Annotated in this window: 16 protein-coding genes and 3 pseudogenes; 16 read left to right on the plus strand and 3 right to left on the minus strand. The window is 44.3% G+C overall.

The annotated features are described in order from the left end of the window. Positions 1–11 precede the first annotated feature (11 nt). The 12 genes and pseudogenes from BQ5903_RS08320 (at position 12) to BQ5903_RS08375 (ending at position 10,412) form a co-directional block, all read left to right on the plus strand. Positions 12–215 (plus strand): hypothetical protein, encoded by a 204-nt coding sequence (locus BQ5903_RS08320; RefSeq protein WP_079579330.1) that lies wholly within the window; start codon positions 12–14, stop codon positions 213–215. Then, entirely contained in the window at positions 199–534 is a 336-nt protein-coding gene (locus BQ5903_RS08325; RefSeq protein ID WP_079579331.1) for a hypothetical protein, read from the plus strand. Before BQ5903_RS08320 ends, BQ5903_RS08325 begins: the two co-directional genes overlap by 17 nt. Beyond that, positions 531–1,669 (plus strand): annotated as a pseudogene (locus BQ5903_RS08330) (DUF2800 domain-containing protein). Before BQ5903_RS08325 ends, BQ5903_RS08330 begins: the two are co-directional and overlap by 4 nt. Position 1,670: 1 nt before the next feature. Further along, the gene (locus BQ5903_RS08335) at positions 1,671–2,222 is read left to right on the plus strand and encodes a DUF2815 family protein (RefSeq protein ID WP_172823842.1); all 552 of its coding nucleotides are present in this window, start codon (positions 1,671–1,673) and stop codon (positions 2,220–2,222) included. Between the two features lie 55 nt (positions 2,223–2,277). Beyond that, a pseudogene (locus tag BQ5903_RS08340) lies at positions 2,278–4,212 on the plus strand (DNA polymerase). Positions 4,213–4,299: 87 nt separating this feature from the next. After that, positions 4,300–4,686: a DUF7768 domain-containing protein gene (locus BQ5903_RS08345; protein ID WP_231920834.1), complete on the plus strand. Its 387-nt coding sequence runs from the start codon at positions 4,300–4,302 to the stop codon at positions 4,684–4,686. A 2-nt stretch (positions 4,687–4,688) separates the two neighbouring features. Further along, positions 4,689–6,944: a phage/plasmid primase, P4 family gene (locus tag BQ5903_RS08350; RefSeq protein WP_079579333.1), complete on the plus strand. Its 2,256-nt coding sequence runs from the start codon at positions 4,689–4,691 to the stop codon at positions 6,942–6,944. Between the two features lie 213 nt (positions 6,945–7,157). Further along, positions 7,158–7,439, plus strand: a complete 282-nt coding sequence (locus BQ5903_RS08355; RefSeq protein ID WP_079579334.1) for a VRR-NUC domain-containing protein — start codon at positions 7,158–7,160, stop codon at positions 7,437–7,439. Then, positions 7,420–8,762: pseudogene (locus BQ5903_RS08360) on the plus strand (SNF2-related protein). The gene BQ5903_RS08355 and the pseudogene BQ5903_RS08360 overlap by 20 nt, the downstream one beginning before the upstream one ends. Beyond that, positions 8,759–9,226 (plus strand): restriction endonuclease, encoded by a 468-nt coding sequence (locus tag BQ5903_RS08365; RefSeq protein ID WP_079579335.1) that lies wholly within the window; start codon positions 8,759–8,761, stop codon positions 9,224–9,226. The pseudogene BQ5903_RS08360 and the gene BQ5903_RS08365 overlap by 4 nt, the downstream one beginning before the upstream one ends. A 344-nt stretch (positions 9,227–9,570) precedes the next feature. Beyond that, positions 9,571–9,750: an HNH endonuclease signature motif containing protein gene (locus BQ5903_RS12630; protein ID WP_269148735.1), complete on the plus strand. Its 180-nt coding sequence runs from the start codon at positions 9,571–9,573 to the stop codon at positions 9,748–9,750. A gap of 119 nt (positions 9,751–9,869) precedes the next feature. Then, positions 9,870–10,412, plus strand: coding sequence for a P27 family phage terminase small subunit (locus tag BQ5903_RS08375; protein ID WP_079579337.1), 543 nt, complete (start codon positions 9,870–9,872; stop codon positions 10,410–10,412). A gap of 5 nt (positions 10,413–10,417) precedes the next feature. Here the strand turns inward: BQ5903_RS08375 and BQ5903_RS08380 are convergent, their stop codons facing one another. The 3 genes from BQ5903_RS08380 to BQ5903_RS12270 all read right to left on the minus strand — a co-directional run bounded on the left by BQ5903_RS08380 (position 10,418) and on the right by BQ5903_RS12270 (position 14,328). Continuing rightward, entirely contained in the window at positions 10,418–10,696 is a 279-nt protein-coding gene (locus BQ5903_RS08380) for a hypothetical protein (RefSeq protein ID WP_063507627.1), read from the minus strand. A 190-nt stretch (positions 10,697–10,886) separates the two neighbouring features. Next, a complete protein-coding gene (locus tag BQ5903_RS12265) occupies positions 10,887–12,353 on the minus strand; it encodes a DDE-type integrase/transposase/recombinase (protein ID WP_079579338.1) in 1,467 nt (488 codons plus the stop codon). A 508-nt stretch (positions 12,354–12,861) separates the two neighbouring features. Continuing rightward, complete coding sequence (locus BQ5903_RS12270) at positions 12,862–14,328, minus strand: DDE-type integrase/transposase/recombinase (RefSeq protein ID WP_079579338.1); 1,467 nt, start codon at positions 14,326–14,328, stop codon at positions 12,862–12,864. Between the two features lie 505 nt (positions 14,329–14,833). On the opposite strand from BQ5903_RS12270, the gene BQ5903_RS08395 reads away from it, so the two are divergent. The 4 genes from BQ5903_RS08395 to BQ5903_RS08410 all read left to right on the plus strand — a co-directional run bounded on the left by BQ5903_RS08395 (position 14,834) and on the right by BQ5903_RS08410 (position 17,282). Beyond that, on the plus strand, positions 14,834–15,040 hold the full coding sequence (locus BQ5903_RS08395) for a DUF5049 domain-containing protein (protein ID WP_079579339.1): 207 nt from the start codon (positions 14,834–14,836) through the stop codon (positions 15,038–15,040). Between the two features lie 64 nt (positions 15,041–15,104). Next, a complete protein-coding gene (locus tag BQ5903_RS08400) occupies positions 15,105–16,703 on the plus strand; it encodes a terminase large subunit (protein ID WP_197684884.1) in 1,599 nt (532 codons plus the stop codon). Between the two features lie 70 nt (positions 16,704–16,773). Then, positions 16,774–17,001 carry a type II toxin-antitoxin system RelB family antitoxin gene (relB, locus tag BQ5903_RS08405; protein ID WP_079579340.1) on the plus strand — a complete coding sequence of 76 codons (228 nt, stop codon included), beginning with the start codon at positions 16,774–16,776 and terminating at the stop codon, positions 16,999–17,001. 2 nt (positions 17,002–17,003) lie between these two features. Beyond that, positions 17,004–17,282: a type II toxin-antitoxin system RelE family toxin gene (locus BQ5903_RS08410; RefSeq protein WP_079579672.1), complete on the plus strand. Its 279-nt coding sequence runs from the start codon at positions 17,004–17,006 to the stop codon at positions 17,280–17,282. Positions 17,283–17,451 lie beyond the last annotated feature (169 nt).

Here is a 17,451-nt window from a genome sequence, read left to right on the forward strand (position 1 = left end):
GAGACCAGAAGATGGCTAATAAGGTATCAATCAAGGTTACTAAGCACCCCAGACAAGATGGTGTTATCAGCATGCGCAACATCACGATCCGGGAACGATTACTCCGTTTGCTGCTTGGCAAACCACATCACTTGATGGTGATTGCGCCTGGCAACGATGTTCAACAACTGCAGATTAACGAGGTAAAGGAGGCTTCCCATGAGCGCAATGAATGACTTAGATCTTCGATTAAAGGAGTTTGATAAGAACTGTAAACGAATGGAAGAAGCAGCTGCTGAGGGGCATAAGCTGGTTCAAGCAATCCGTCAAAGCTTAACTGACAATGGGAAGTGTGAACCGGCAGATAACCACCTAAAACGTGACCCAATCCAAGATAAGGTCACGATCCGTCAATTGTTGGCTAAGAAGTGCCAAGAAGGTTATACCGCTCAGGTCAAAGACCTTCTTCACAAGTTCGGTGCTGAAAAGCTGTCGGATGTTGATCCAAAAGATTACGAAGATCTGTATTACAGCGCGGAGGGGAGTGGTCAATGAGTTCACCTAAACGCCATGCCTTACTATCGGCTTCCAGTGCTAATCGTTGGCTAAGTGCTCCACCATTACCACGTCTAGAGCAATACTCCCCCCACTCCACTTCAAGTGCAGCCGCCGAAGGAACTGCTGCCCACGCCTTGGGTGAATACAAAATCCATCGGCTGCTCGGTGACCAATTCAAGCGCCCTGCTTCTGATTATCAATCAGACGAGATGGAAAGCCTGACTGACGACTACGCCAGTTATGTCTTGGAGCAATATCAGAAAGCCAAACGATATACCAGAGATGCCACCATCAGTGTTGAACAAAAGCTGGACTTCTCCAAATATGTCCCAGATGGCTTCGGCACTGGTGACTGTGTGATTGTTTCCGACCACCTGCTCCATATCATCGACTTCAAATACGGCAAAGGTGTCCGTGTTGAAGCTAAGGACAACCCGCAAATGAAGCTTTACGCGATCGGAGCCCTTGAGATGTTCGGCAGTCTTTACAATGTCGATGAAGTCGAAACAACGATCTTTCAACCCCGCATGGGCAACATCAGCACTTGGACCATCAATGCCAAGGAATTGATGCATTGGGCTAACACCGAGTTGAAAGAAAAAGCCGAACTCGCCTTCGCCGGTCAGGGAACGGTTCGATACGGTCCCTGGTGTCAATTTTCAGCCTGCAACGCAGTCCTGCGCGCCCGCTATGATTACCATCACAAGCTCACTCGTTTTCAACTCCGTTCACCAAGTTTGCTGACGGACAGCGAAGTGACTGAAGTCCTGGAGCATATCGATGACTTGAATCGGTGGGCGTACGAAGTAAAAGCTTACGCTGCTGACCTGGCTATCAATCATGGCAAGCGGTGGCCCGGCTACAAAATTGTCGAAGGCCGCTCCACCCGGCGTTATAAAGATGAAATGCGGTCGCCAAGATCGCTGAAGCTAATGGCTATCATGATATCTATCAGAAAAAGCTGCTTCCTATTACAAAGTTAAAAAAACGGCTCGGTAAAAAGAAATTCACCGAACTGTTCAGTCAAGAAATTGTTAAACCCGCGGGCAAGCCAACCCTAGTGCCGAATTCCGACCGGCGGCAGAGTATTGGCAAATCAAACCCAAAGGATGAATTTAAGGAGGAACCATAACATGTCACAACAAACAAAAGTCGTTACCGGTATCAATACCCGTCTCTCATACGCTAACATCTGGGAACCAAAATCCATCAATGGCGGCAAAGAAAAGTACTCGGTCAGTTTGATCATCCCCAAGTCCGACCAGAAGACAATCACTGCCATTGAAAAAGCCATCGATGCCGCCATTCAAGAAGGCATTGGAAAGTTTGGCGGTAAGAAACCAAACAAGGCTACTCTCAAGCTTCCCTTACGTGATGGCGATGTTGAACGAGATGATGACGCTTACCAAAATAGTTACTTCATTAACGCTAACTCCATTACTGCCCCACAGATTGTGGATAAGCATGTCCAACCCATTCTCGACCGCAATGAAGTTTACAGCGGATGCTACACGCGAGTATCAATCAACTTCTACGCTTTCAACACTAATGGTAATCGCGGAATTGCCTGTGGACTTGGCAATATCCAGAAGATTCGGGACGGGGAGCCGCTTGGCGGTCATGCTAGTGCTAGCGATGACTTTACCGCCATTGATGACAACAGTGATAATGATTTCTTAGCTTAAATCAAAAGATGGGCAGTCGTATATGGCTACCCATTTTTTGTAGAAAGGATTTCTAATGAAGCAACTCTCAATCGATATTGAAACTTATTCCAGCACTAATTTAAACCAGACCGGTGTTTACCGTTATGCCGATAGTGATGACTTTGAACTCTTGTTATTCGGCTATGCTGTCGACTTTGGACCAGTTAAAGTCGTTGATTTAACCCAAGGTGAAAAGATTCCGTCGCAAATTATCCAAGCCCTAGACGACCCCGCCATTATCAAAAGTGCCTTCAACGCACAGTTTGAACGCGTCTGCCTGTCACGTTTTGTTGGCCACCGCTTAAAGCCTGCTGGTTGGCATTGTTCACGAGTCTGGTCTGCCACCCTCGGTCTGCCCTTATCACTGCGCGATGTGGGAACGGTGCTTGGACTCCCTCGCCAAAAAATCACCGCCGGTAAAAAACTAGTACGCTATTTCTGTACCCCTTGCAAACCCACAAAGGCTAATCTGAATCGCACACGCAATTTTTCCTACCATGCACCGGACAAGTGGCAGCAATTTAAGCGGTATAACCAGCGTGATGTGGAAGTTGAAATGGAAATCACCCAGAAGCTCAGCCGCTTCCTAGTCCCACAAAACGAATGGGAAAACTACTGGATGGATCAAGATATCAACGACCGAGGGATTCAAATCGATCAGCAATTGGTTAATAATGCCATCAAATGTCAAAAAGAATTTCATGATCAATACTTGCGAACTTCCCAGCAATTAACTGGTTTGGCTAATCCGAACTCGCCATTACAGCTGAAAGATTGGCTTCACCAACAAGGCGTGGAAACAGATTCCCTCTCGAGGGCTTCGGTCGCCCAACTCTTGAAAGCTACTACTGGCACCGTACATCAGGTATTAGTGTTGCGGCAACTACTCTCTAAATCCAGTGTCAAAAAATATCAAGCCATGCAAAAAGCAATGTGCAGGGATGGCCGGGTTCATGGACTTTTGCAATTTTATGGAGCCAATCGAACCGGTCGTTGGGCTGGACGCCTGGTGCAAGTTCAAAACCTTCCTCGTAACTCGATGCCCGATTTGGAAGAAGCACGCGAGTTGGTTAAACAGGGCAACACAAGAGCACTCGCAATGCTTTATGATTCAGTGCCAGATGTCTTATCACAATTAATTCGGACTGCTTTCATCCCCAGCAAGGGTCATCACTTCTACGTGGCTGACTTTTCAGCTGTCGAAGCACGGGTGATTGCCTGGCTGTCCGGTGAAGAGTGGCGGCAAGCAGCCTTTGCTATGAATTAGGATATCTACTGTGCATCCGCCAGTCGGATGTTCGGTGTCCCGGTGGTCAAACATGGGGTTAACGGTGAACTTCGGCAAAAAGGAAAAATTGCAGAATTAGCCCAGGGCTATGGTGGATCTGTTGGCGCTCTTAAAGCCATGGGGGCCATTAAACTAGGTTTGACTGAAGATGAGCTCCCGCCATTGGTTCAGATGTGGCGCAATGCCAGTCCCAATATCGTTCAGTTTTGGTAAGACGTCGACAAGGTGGCCAAAGAGTGCATCAAAACTCACCTGCCCCAAACCACTCACGGAATGAAATTTATCTACCGCTCTGGTTGCTTGTTTCTCCGTTTACGGTCAGGACGCTATCTTTGCTACCCACAGCCGAAAATCGGCATCAATCGCTTTGGTTCTGAGTCCATTACTTTCATGGGGATCAACACAGTGAAAAAATGGGGTCGGATCGAAACCTATGGAGCAAAACTAGTTGAAAATATTGTCCAGGCTACCAGTCGGGATCTCTTGGCTGAAGCAATGCGTCGCTTAGAAACAGCTGGCAATCCGGTCGTCATGCACATTCACGATGAGGCAGTCATTGATGCCCCAAAAGACAGTTCACTAAATACGAAGATCAATATCATGACTGAAGTTTCTAATTGGGCTGACGGCTTGATCCTGAATGCAGCTGGATTTGTTGGTGATTTTTACAAAAAAGATTAATTTTGACGGTTTACTTTCTGCCCTCATCTGGCTTATTGGTGAGGGCTTTTTAAGTACTCAAGATTTTTTATGAAAGGATCTGAATCTATGTCAGAAGCAACCAAGGCAATTGCCAAGCTGCGCCAAGACAAACCGAACCCACACTACCGACCAATGATCTTTGTAGTTGCTCCCTTTACCGAAGCGGTGAAAGGCAAGCCGACAAGTCTCAGAGCAGTACGCTCTTACTGCCGTTTTGTATATCAACACGGCGGAATTCCCGTTTGTCCACAGCTTTACCTGCCACAATTTATTAACCTGCACCGTTCCAAGGAGTTTCAAGCCGCGGCCTTTATCAACATCGTCATGCTCACCAAGTGTGCTGAAGTCTGGTCATTTGGCAAATCAACGCACGACATGCGCTACTTCATCCGTCTAGCTAGGCGTAAAAACAAGCACATTCGCTACTTTAATATCGAAATGGAGGTCCGCTAAAGATGCACTTTACCTTATCAACTGCAACCAGTGCTGGTCAGGCTAACAACACGATCTATCCCCATCAGTTGACGGTCACTAACGTTAAAGAACTAGAACAAGCTGTCCACTACGATCATGTTTGTGGATTATTCAAAAACAATCAGCGCAACATTCCGAACTTCATAAAAGCCGATTGTCTGGTGATGGATTGTGACAATGATCACTCAGATGATCCTACAGCCTGGATCAAGCCCGCCGATATTGCCAATTACTTTGATGGTGTTGTCTTTGCTATCACACTGTCACGCAACAACATGAAAGCCAAGAACCAGAAGGTACCCCGACCTAAGTTTCACGTCTACTTCCCTATTGCTGAGATTACAAATGCGAAAACTTATGCCGAGCTGAAACATGAACTCCAGGAATACTTCCCCTATTTTGACGCTAACGCCCTCGATGCAGCACGTTTTGTCTTCGGTGTTTCAACCACAAAAGCTTCTTGGCATGAAGGAACACAAACGGTGGACCAATTTATGATGGCCCAGCGTTACTTTGCTAAGCAAGGTGTCGGCACCATTTGCGAAGGCAAGCGCAATGCAACCCTTTCCCATTTTGCTGGACGGATCATTATGCGGTTGGGCGATACCGCTGAAGCCCGTCAAGCATTTCAAGATGAAGCAGCCAAGTGCGATCCACCATTAGAAGAGCAAGAGCTACAAACTATCTGGCACAGTGCCATTAAATTCGGGCAGCGAATAGCTAGTCAAAAAGGCTATATTCCACCAGAAGAATATAACCAGCCTAACGATGACCTGCAACCCGATGACTATTCTGACACTGGCGAATCCTATGTCTTTGTCGACAATTGCGAGAACCGAGTCTGCTACACCAACCAGTCAGGATTCATGTGGTTTGATGGCAAGGTCTGGCAGGAATCAGAACCGCTAGCTCTCGGTGAGGTTCAGCGTTTCACCGATCAACAACTAGCTGATGCCCAACTCCGTGTCTCTCAAAGTTACCAAGCAATTAAAAACAATGGGGTCGCTAACGCCCTGCAAACAATGGGCAAGACAAAAGCCAGCCGGACCTTTAATGATGAACAACAAGTGGCGTTCAAAGACTACGAGAATGCTAAAAACTATGAGACTTTCATTTTGAAAGAGCGCAGCACTCGGGGGATTAACGGGATCTTAACCAATTCACGGCCAAAGCTTGTCAAAGAAATCAACGAGTTCGATGCCGATCCATTTTTACTGAATACCCCGATTGGTCCTTTCAATTTAAAGAAAGGGATGCACGGCCAACAGGATATTCAAGCAAGCAAATTAATTACTAAATCAGCTTCCTATATTCCCGGTAATCAGGGAATGGACCTCTGGCAAGAAGCATTGAAAACTTTCTTCTGCAACGACCAAGCATTAATTAATTATGTTCAAGAAATCGTGGGTTTGGTAGCAATCGGTCAAGTTTACTTAGAAGCCCTGATCATTGCTTATGGCAGTGGACGAAATGGTAAATCAACTTTTTGGAACACGATTGCTAATGTACTTGGCACTTACACTGGCCACCTCTCGGCCGATGCCTTAACGACTGGTGTCCACCGTAACGTCAAGCCAGAGATGGCCGAAGTAAAAGGCAAGCGACTGATCATCTCCGCTGAGCTAGAAGAAGGCAAACGGCTGAACACCTCCATCGTCAAGCAGCTCTGTTCGACCGATGAAATTTATGCCGAAAAGAAGTACATGAAGCCCTTCTCCTTTACCCCCAGTCACACCATCGTCCTTTACACCAACTACCTCCCCCACGTGGGTGGTAATGATGAAGGAATTTGGCGGCGGTTAATTGTGATTCCCTTTAAGGCCAAGATTGCCACACGGAACGACATTAAAAACTATGCCCAGTATCTAACCGAACAAGCTGGTCCAGCTGTTTTGCAGTGGATCATTGAGGGTGCGCAACGAATCATTCAGCAAAATTATCGGTTAACTACTCCGGCTGCAGTCGAGAAAGCGGTCAATGCTTATCATGCCGACAATGATTGGCTTGGGCACTTTCTCAACGAAAAATGCGAATTGGACCCGAACTATGAGCAAAAGTCAGGTGATCTCTATCAAAAATACCGTGAGTACTGCCAAACCATCGGTGAGTATACCCGAAGCACCACTGACTTCTACACCGCCCTCAAGAATGCCGGCTTCCAACGTCTGCGAAAACAACATGGAAGGTTCGTCAAAGGACTACGATTGAAGGTCGATGCTGACGAGTTTCTCAGCTGAGTGTCATTGACCGTCATTCTCAATTAAGAAAAAAGCTTGATCCATCAACCTTCCTTAACAACTATGACACTCATGACAGTCTATTTTCTTACTTGTATATAGAAATAAAACATAGAAAAAGAAGTATAGAGAAGAGTAGTAATTCAACTGACATGACCGTCACAAATCGTGTGAAAGCGTTGATGAATCAGCGATTAGAAAGGATTATCAAAAATGTTAGAAAAACGAATCGAAGCCGCTTTTGTGAAAGCTACTCAGCATCGCGGCGGACTCTGCCTGAAGTTCACCTCTCCTTCCATGGCCGGAGTGCCAGACCGGTTAGTTCTGCTTCCTGATGGTCATATGGGTTTTGTGGAAATGAAAGCTCCAGGTAAACATCCCCGCCCACTGCAGGTACAAAGACTCAATCGGTTAAAACAACTTGGCTTTCAATTCTTTGTCTGCGACCAATTAGATCAGATTGGAGGAATGCTCGATGCAATACAAACCGCATGAATATCAACAATATGCGACTCAGTTTATTCTGGATCATCCAGTCGCTGCCATCCTGCTTGACATGGGCCTGGGTAAAAGTGTTATTACCCTGACGGCCACCAAGAAGACAAAGTTCACCGAGTCTTAGTTGTGGCCCCGCTTAGGGTGGCTAAACAAACCTGGCCAAAAGAAATTGAGAAGTGGAATCACTTAAAGGATCTGACCTATTCGGTCGTAACAGGTTCCAAGCCACAACGTATTAAAGCCCTGCACCAAAATGTCGACATTTACATTATTAATCGGGAAAACTTAAAGTGGCTAATCGAGTCTTCCGGCGTACCCTTTAATTACGATATGCTGGTAATTGATGAGCTATCAAGTTTCAAATCTTATCGTTCCCAACGCTTCAAAGCCCTCAAACGAGTACGGCCATTAATCAAGCGCGTGGTTGGTTTGACTGGCACGCCATCCTCCAATGGATTGATGGATCTGTGGGCAGAATTCCGGGTGCTGGACATGGGAAAAAGACTCGGCCGCTTCATTTCTTACTACCGAGCCGCGTATTTTGATCCAGATAAACGAAATATGTACTAGGTTTTTACCTACAAGCCAAAGCCAGGTGCTGAACAAAGTATTTACCGAGCCATTGATGATATCACAATCTCCATGAAGTCTCAGGATTACTTAGACCTGCCGCCGCTAACCATGAACACGGTGCCGGTCAAGATGAGTCGTAGTGAACAAGCCATTTATGATGAACTCAAGGCCCAGTTGGTGGTTTCAACCCAAGGCCAGCAAATTGATGCACTGAACGCGGCCAGTCTCTCCAACAAGCTATGTCAGATGGCTAATGGTTGTATCTACGATCATCAGCAGCAAGTTGTTCAAATCCACCAGCGCAAACTCGATGCTTTAGAAGATCTAATCGAAGCCGCAAACGGCAAGCCCGTGCTAGTTGCTTACTGGTTCAAGCATGATCTTGCACAGATTAAACAACGTTTCACGGTTCGCGAGATTAAAACACCTAAAGATATTCAAGACTGGAACGCTGGCAGGATTCCACTCGCACTGATCCATCCTGCTTCCGCGGGTCACGGGCTCAACCTGCAAGCTGGTGGTGCCACCTTAATCTGGTATGGACTGACTTGGAGTCTGGAACTTTACCAGCAAACCAATGCCCGGCTCTGGAGGCAGGGTCAGCACCAGCCCGTGGTGATCCACCACATTATCACTGAAGACACAATTGATGAGAACATTCTGGCCGCCTTGAAGCACAAGGATAAAATCCAGCTGGCATTGATCAACGCGGTGAAGGCTAACTTGAGAGGGAGTGTTGTGGCATGAGTATCATGTGGAATTACCTAGATAAACGAAGAGCTACCGTTGCAGCTTTAAAAGACTACGATGGCATGAAGTTCATCATTGATTCTTACCAGGATGATTTGAAACTGGCCAAAGAACAGATGCTTGGTGTCAGTTCCCCACAGTATGGCTTCGCCCCGAGCAGCAGCAACAAGGACAATCCCACCGAACACCGGCTGATCCATGGCATTAGCCAAACTGCTAAGCTGAATGAACGCTACCAGCAAGCCCGGCTTTACTTCAAATGGTTTGAACCAGCCTGGCAAGAGCTGTCTGAGGACGAGCGTTTTGTTCTCGACGTTTGTTACCGAACCCCCAACCAGTCAATGAACCAAGGACTAGCCATGCTGATGGACAAGTACTTCATCGCTAAAACCACTGCCTACAACCGAAAGAATAAGGCACTCGACCACCTTACCCTCCTGCTTTACGGAGCACACCATTAATGAGGTAAAACAGAGAACAAATAGAAGCCTTATTCATGTTACGATGATAGTGTAGAAAATTAAGACAAGGCATTTGCTTTATAACACTGAGGCCTGGCAGGTTACCCTGCTGGGTTTTTCTTATGCCTGCAGAAAGGAGGAGTGCCATGCCTTACTCACCTAAGAAGCCCTGTCGGTATCCTGGCTGCCCGCGACTGACCCACAACACTTACTGTGATATTCACGCCAGGCAAGTCAGCTCCCACTACAATCGTTACCAACGACCAAAGCGAAGCCGACCACGTTATCATCGTGGCTGGCCAAAGATCAGGCAGCAGTATCTGCTCCACCACCCTTTCTGCGAGATGTGCTTGAGCCAAGGCAGGTACACCCGGGCCACTGAGGTCCATCATGTTCTTCCTTTAGAACACGGTGGAACCAATGATTTCAAGAACTTGATGGCATTATGCAAGCCTTGTCACTCCCGGATTACCGCCCAGATGGACGATCGTTGGCATCAAAAGCCACGTCAATACCACTATTAATCAACGGAGGGGGCCAGCAAATCGTTAAAAATTCTTTGCGCGGGAGCGGGGCTGGGCCTTCGTGTACAAAAAATAGAAATCAAACAGGGTATTAACCCCTGCCGGAAGGAGGGAGAGATTTGGCTAAAGATGGTACAAATCGTGGCGGGGCTCGGATCGGAGCTGGCCGGAAATCTAAATCACTTCACAATAAGCTCGAAGCCGGCCAGGAAGCAACTGTAATTGATTTGCCTACTCCGACTAATCTTGAAGGGCATGTTATGCCGCCAGTGAAGAAGTACCTCAAAGCCAAGCAGAAGAATGGTTTAGAGTTTGACGCCGCCGACATCTTTCATGAAACCTGGGAGTGGCTGGGGGAACGCGGGGGCGAAAAACTAGTCAACACCCAGCTGATCGAACAATATGCAGTTAGTGTTAGTCGGTGGATTCAATGTGAAGAATGCATCTCTAAATTTGGCTTCCTTGCTCGCCACCCAACTACTGGAAACGCAATTGCATCACCCTACGTGTCAATGAGCCGCGACTACATGAAGCAATCAAGCCAATTATGGTTTCAGATCTTTCAAGTGGTTAAGGAAAACAACGCAACAGCCTATCAAGGATCTACACCACAGGATGACGTCATGGAACGGCTCTTGAGAAGCAGGAAAGGAATGAATTAGAAGCATTATTTAAATTGGCCCCAGTACTCATTTTTTGCCTCAGTAACGGGATCATCTGATAAAACGTGTCGCTGAATAAGCTGGTCTCGAGCAATGGCATAATCTATTGAATCTTTTTCAGACTGTAGTGCTTTTTCCATCCAGTACAATTTTTCCTGTGACATAACAGCAACTGATTGATTATTAGTTCGAGAAACATAAACTATCTGATCGTTCTGGCAAATTTGATCTAAATAAGCATTCATATGAGCCTTAAATTCACTTTGCTTTACTCTCAACGTCATAAATATCAACTCCTTACATCATATTAATAGCATTAAACAATTGGTAATTCAAAATAATCTATGAAAATAGTGAGTAGGTAGGTGGTCTAGGCAATAAGAATAAGGTGTCTGAATGTTAAAGTTTAAATCACTATCGTTAAAACATTATTCTGGACAAGTCAAATAAACCTACACTTAGCTAATTTTTTCGCTAAGCAGGTTGTGGTTGAGTTAGGAATTTTTCAGTTAGTTCAAGTAGTTTGAGCCACTTCTGTGGCATATCGGCACATGTTTTTAGCTCAGGAATTTGAACCGGAACATGTTTGTCTTTAAGCTTTGAATGTGGCCGCAGAAAGTTGAAATAAGTGGTAAAAAGTGCCACATGAGCGATCGAGCCAGCGTCTGAATTAAAACCACCCAACATTTTATAGTTACCTTTAAAAGTGCGATTTAAGCGCTCGATAATCTGTTTTAAAGGTCGATATTGGCGCGAAACCTCATCTTCATTGGTTAAGCCAATGACTTGCGAGATTTTAAAAGGGAAACCATTTTCTTTAAAAAAGGCCTGGGCTAACTTGTAAATGGGATTACCATCCACGATCAAGTTTAAATCTGCTGGAAGTGGATCCAGACGTCGAATGACATCAAAGATAGCTTGAATCGCGGTTTTAGTATCACGATGTGGACTGACACGATGTGACAAAATAATTTTATTAGTGGCACCAAAGAAGAAGTATATGTAGTGCCACTTTCCTGAAACTCGGATGTAAGTCTCATCACCACAGAACTGATCGGACAGCTGGTATGGATAGTGATCAGTAAAGGGTCTCACATAAGCTGCGACTGAGCGTGCGTAGTTCCGAATAGTTTGACCAGAGATTTTAACCTGGTGGACGTCATACATGAGTGCGGCAGTTTTTTCAGCTGACATCCCATAATTAACATGGTAGGTCAAAATCAGTCCTAAGACTTGGGGTGAACTATGAATGTTATTTAAGTTAACTCGTGTGGGAATGTCACTGTCTTGTTCTAGATCTGCCAGCTTAAGATGGAACTGACGGTAGATGTAACGCATTTTAAAACGATTTGGTTCACTTTTAAAAAGTTTGCGTTCCTTCTTAGAAAGCTTGCTTAATCTTTTTTGGTAATAAGGGCAATCGGTGTGTGGACAACGATAAATATCAAAGTCCTTGCGTGTTTTGATCTTATAAATTCGCCGTTCACAGTGGGGACATAATAGCTCGATATCTTTTGAGTGTTTCTTATGTGCAATAAAACGTTCACCACAAATTTTACAAACTAATTGTCCTTGTGCTCCATTGTTTTGATAGAGATAAATCTGTGGCGCACCACAATGTGGGCAGACGGAGTCTGCTGCCGGGCCTTGGTTTTGACCATGACGCACGATTGGTTTGATCGGTTTACCAGTGAGTTGGAATTTTTCTTGTAGTAATTGACGGTAATTAACGGTTTCTGCTTTAACCACTTTCGGCAGTTTGTCGATTGTTAATTTCTGGAAATCAAGGTCAGCCGGTTTATCAAACTGAGGCTTTTTAGAATATTTTTTAAAGGCGTTGATTTCTTCTTCAAGTTCATGAATTTTTTGAGATTGTTGGTCAATATGTTCGCATAAAAACTTGATAATTTTAAACAGATAAGTTATAAATGGAATTAGCACTTGTATCTCCTCTTTTCAGTTGGTGATTTGTGGTAATCTCATTTTAACTGACTTGTCTGGAGAGGCAAGTGTTTTTTTGTGTCGCGAAGTCTGACCTGGATGCTTGCAGGAATTATTTCGCCTCCAGTAGTTGCATGTCAAGAGCCGCTACGCTCTTCCTCTTGACATTCAACTACTTCCGGCAAGACCTGGTTGACAAGCATGCAAGGCACAGACTGGCAACTCAGGTTCACAATTTTGACTAAACGAAAATAGTAACAGTGGTGCTTTAAGGGGGGATACTCAAAAAGCGGCTTAAAGCTTGTCACTGTTAGAATAACAAGGAAATAAAGAAATAAAATTTTGAATTACTGTCAGAACGGTAATTCAAAATAATCTATGAAAATAGTGAGTAGGTAGGTGGTCTAGGCAATAAGAATAAGGTGTCTGAATGTTAAAGTTTAAATCACTATCGTTAAAACATTATTCTGGACAAGTCAAATAAACCTACACTTAGCTAATTTTTTCGCTAAGCAGGTTGTGGTTGAGTTAGGAATTTTTCAGTTAGTTCAAGTAGTTTGAGCCACTTCTGTGGCATATCGGCACATGTTTTTAGCTCAGGAATTTGAACCGGAACATGTTTGTCTTTAAGCTTTGAATGTGGCCGCAGAAAGTTGAAATAAGTGGTAAAAAGTGCCACATGAGCGATCGAGCCAGCGTCTGAATTAAAACCACCCAACATTTTATAGTTACCTTTAAAAGTGCGATTTAAGCGCTCGATAATCTGTTTTAAAGGTCGATATTGGCGCGAAACCTCATCTTCATTGGTTAAGCCAATGACTTGCGAGATTTTAAAAGGGAAACCATTTTCTTTAAAAAAGGCCTGGGCTAACTTGTAAATGGGATTACCATCCACGATCAAGTTTAAATCTGCTGGAAGTGGATCCAGACGTCGAATGACATCAAAGATAGCTTGAATCGCGGTTTTAGTATCACGATGTGGACTGACACGATGTGACAAAATAATTTTATTAGTGGCACCAAAGAAGAAGTATATGTAGTGCCACTTTCCTGAAACTCGGATGTAAGTCTCATCACCACAGAACTGATCGGACAGCTGGTATGGATAGTGATCAGTAAAGGGTCTCACATAAGCTGCGACTGAGCGTGCGTAGTTCCGAATAGTTTGACCAGAGATTTTAACCTGGTGGACGTCATACATGAGTGCGGCAGTTTTTTCAGCTGACATCCCATAATTAACATGGTAGGTCAAAATCAGTCCTAAGACTTGGGGTGAACTATGAATGTTATTTAAGTTAACTCGTGTGGGAATGTCACTGTCTTGTTCTAGATCTGCCAGCTTAAGATGGAACTGACGGTAGATGTAACGCATTTTAAAACGATTTGGTTCACTTTTAAAAAGTTTGCGTTCCTTCTTAGAAAGCTTGCTTAATCTTTTTTGGTAATAAGGGCAATCGGTGTGTGGACAACGATAAATATCAAAGTCCTTGCGTGTTTTGATCTTATAAATTCGCCGTTCACAGTGGGGACATAATAGCTCGATATCTTTTGAGTGTTTCTTATGTGCAATAAAACGTTCACCACAAATTTTACAAACTAATTGTCCTTGTGCTCCATTGTTTTGATAGAGATAAATCTGTGGCGCACCACAATGTGGGCAGACGGAGTCTGCTGCCGGGCCTTGGTTTTGACCATGACGCACGATTGGTTTGATCGGTTTACCAGTGAGTTGGAATTTTTCTTGTAGTAATTGACGGTAATTAACGGTTTCTGCTTTAACCACTTTCGGCAGTTTGTCGATTGTTAATTTCTGGAAATCAAGGTCAGCCGGTTTATCAAACTGAGGCTTTTTAGAATATTTTTTAAAGGCGTTGATTTCTTCTTCAAGTTCATGAATTTTTTGAGATTGTTGGTCAATATGTTCGCATAAAAACTTGATAATTTTAAACAGATAAGTTATAAATGGAATTAGCACTTGTATCTCCTCTTTTCAGTTGGTGATTTGTGGTAATCTCATTTTAACTGACTTGTCTGGAGAGGCAAGTGTTTTTTTGTGTCGCGAAGTCTGACCTGGATGCTTGCAGGAATTATTTCGCCTCCAGTAGTTGCATGTCAAGAGCCGCTACGCTCTTCCTCTTGACATTCAACTACTTCCGGCAAGACCTGGTTGACAAGCATGCAAGGCACAGACTGGCAACTCAGGTTCACAATTTTGACTAAACGAAAATAGTAACAGTGGTGCTTTAAGGGGGGATACTCAAAAAGCGGCTTAAAGCTTGTCACTGTTAGAATAACAAGGAAATAAAGAAATAAAATTTTGAATTACTGTCAGAACCACGGGAGGAAAACAATGAAAAATATGCCTTCCGTTGCTTCCTGCTACGACTTGGCTTCATTGGCCCAAAGTTTAAGGCACAACGGAAGGTGCTGCTCCGCAACTTAACTGGCTCTGCTGCATTTAAGAATCAGGAGGCTTAATTATGAATCGGATTAAAGATGAATTAGCTAAACGAGATCGGATCCGTCAACAGGTCCTTTTAATTCGCAATACGGGCGAAACGAATATGTTTGATGTCGAAAACGTGAAACGCCTGGCCTATTACTATAATTGCCATGAATTGATCAACTATTTGAATACTGATCGCGCTGGATACATCAATCTGATTTTGACAGGCAAGTTCAATTAATCAATTTAGCATTGGGTTAAAGCTCAGTGCTTTTTTAGTACTACCGAAAGGATGTGATCTCGCTTTGCGCAAGCTAAAGAATTACCAGCCAACTCGTTTTATGGCTAAAGACTCCACCTACAACAAAGATGCAGCCGACTTTGCAGTTTCGTTTATCGAATGTCTTTGCCATACCAAAGGTACCTGGGCAGGAAAACCTTTTGATCTGATTGATTGGCAAGAAAAAATCATCCGTGACATCTTCGGAATTCTTAAGCCAGACGGATACCGGCAGTTCAACACTGCTTATGTGGAAATCCCCAAGAAACAGGGCAAGTCAGAATTGGCTGCGGCAATCGCCCTGCTGCTTTGTTGTGCCGATGGCGAAGAACGAGCTGAGGTTTATGGTTGTGCCGCTGATCGCCAACAGGCAGCAATTGTATTTGATGTGGCTGCTGACATGGTACGAATGAATCCGGCCTTAAAGAAGCGTTGCAAAATCTTAGCTTCCCAGAAACGATTAATTTATGAGCCAACTAATAGTTTCTACCAGGTTCTATCTGCTGATGCTTATTCCAAACACGGATTTAACGTTTCTGGGGTTATCTTTGACGAATTGCACACTCAACCGAATCGAAAGCTTTACGATGTGATGACGAAAGGTTCTGGGGATGCCCGCACCCAGCCGCTTTACTTTTTAATCACTACCGCCGGCAACGATGAACATTCCATCTGCTATCAAGTTCATCAAAAAGCGATCGATATTATGAAAGGCCGCAAACATGATTCTCGTTTCTATCCGGTTATTTACGGAGCCGGGCGTGACGAGGATTGGTCCAGCCCCGAGGTTTGGAAAAATGCCAATCCCTCACTAGGAATTACCGTCAAAATGGAAAAAGTAAAGGACGCCTACAATTCAGCCAAAGAAAATCCGGCTGAAGAAAACACCTTCCGGCAGCTCCGACTAAATCAATGGGTTAAACAGGACGTTCGTTGGATGCCGATGGATAAGTGGGATGCTTGCGTTTTTCCAGTTGACCCCAATGAGTTGCGCGGGCGCGATTGCTATGGCGGATTGGACCTATCTTCCACCACTGATATCACGGCCTTTGTCCTTGTCTTTCCACCTCGTGATGAATCGGAAGGCTACACTTTGCTCCCCTACTTTTGGATTCCTGAAGACAATGTCGACTTACGGGTTCGCCGCGACCATGTTCCATACGACATCTGGAAACAGCAAGGATATCTGCAAACTACCGAAGGTAATGTCGTTCACTATGGTTTTATCGAACATTTTATTGACGATCTTGGTAAGAAATATCATATCCGAGAAATCGCGTTTGACCGATGGGGAGCTGTTGAAATGGTGCAAAACCTGGAAGGAATGGGCTTTACGGTCGTGCCATTTGGCCAGGGCTTTAAAGATATGACGCCGCCAACCAAGGAGCTGATGCGGTTAACCCTCGAAAAGAAGATCACCCACGGTGGCCACCCGATAATGCGCTGGATGATGGATAATATCTATATTCGGACTGACCCCGCAGGCAACATTAAGCCCGACAAGGCCAAATCCACTGAAAAAATTGATGGCGTAGTAGCAACTATCATGGGTTTGGATCGGGCAATCCGAAATGAAGACAGTGGTGACTCGGTTTATGACGGACGTGGACTATTGATGCTTTAATCATCAAAATAGAACGCATTTGCATTCTAATGTGCTATAATATCATTAATAAATCCGAGGAGGTCTAAACATGGCAACTACTACTAAGTCCACTACTATCCGTTTTGATGAAGATGTCTTAAAACTGATTCACAAACAAGCGGATCTTGATGGTCAAACTTCTACTGAATTCATGCGAAGTGCCGTTTTAGAAAAGCTTGAGGATAGCCTTGACTACCAAGATGCAGTCAAAAATATCCGCGAATCCCATGGTCAAACCGTATCTCGCAATGACGTTAAGAAGCAATTAGGTCTTTAATGATGAAATACACTTGGTCATTTAATCAAAAAGCACTAAAAGATTTTAAGAAAAATCTCGATAAACCTGTTCAGCGACGAATCATTAATTGGCTTGACAAACATATCGAAGGTTCTGATAATCCTAGAGTTTGGGGCAAAGCCCTGGAAGGTGAACTCGGTACTCTGTGGCGTTACCGAATTGGTAGTTACCGCATCATTGCTGATATTCAAGATGAAGTCTTTACGGTTGTTGTTGTCAAGGCAGGTAAAAGAAATGACATCTACAAACGAAAAAGGTAAACGATCATTAGATCTATCAAAGCTATCAAAAAGTGAATTTAACCGAGAAATTCAAAGGGGCTTTGATGATTTCAAGCATGATCAAACATTTACTGCCCAAGAAATTGAAAAAGAATTAAATATTCAAAATTAGCATCGGCTTTAAACAAGTCGGTGCTTTTATTATGCC

The sequence above is a fragment of the Ligilactobacillus acidipiscis genome (assembly GCF_900116935.1).
GTDB classification, from domain to species: Bacteria; Bacillota; Bacilli; order Lactobacillales; family Lactobacillaceae; genus Ligilactobacillus; species Ligilactobacillus acidipiscis.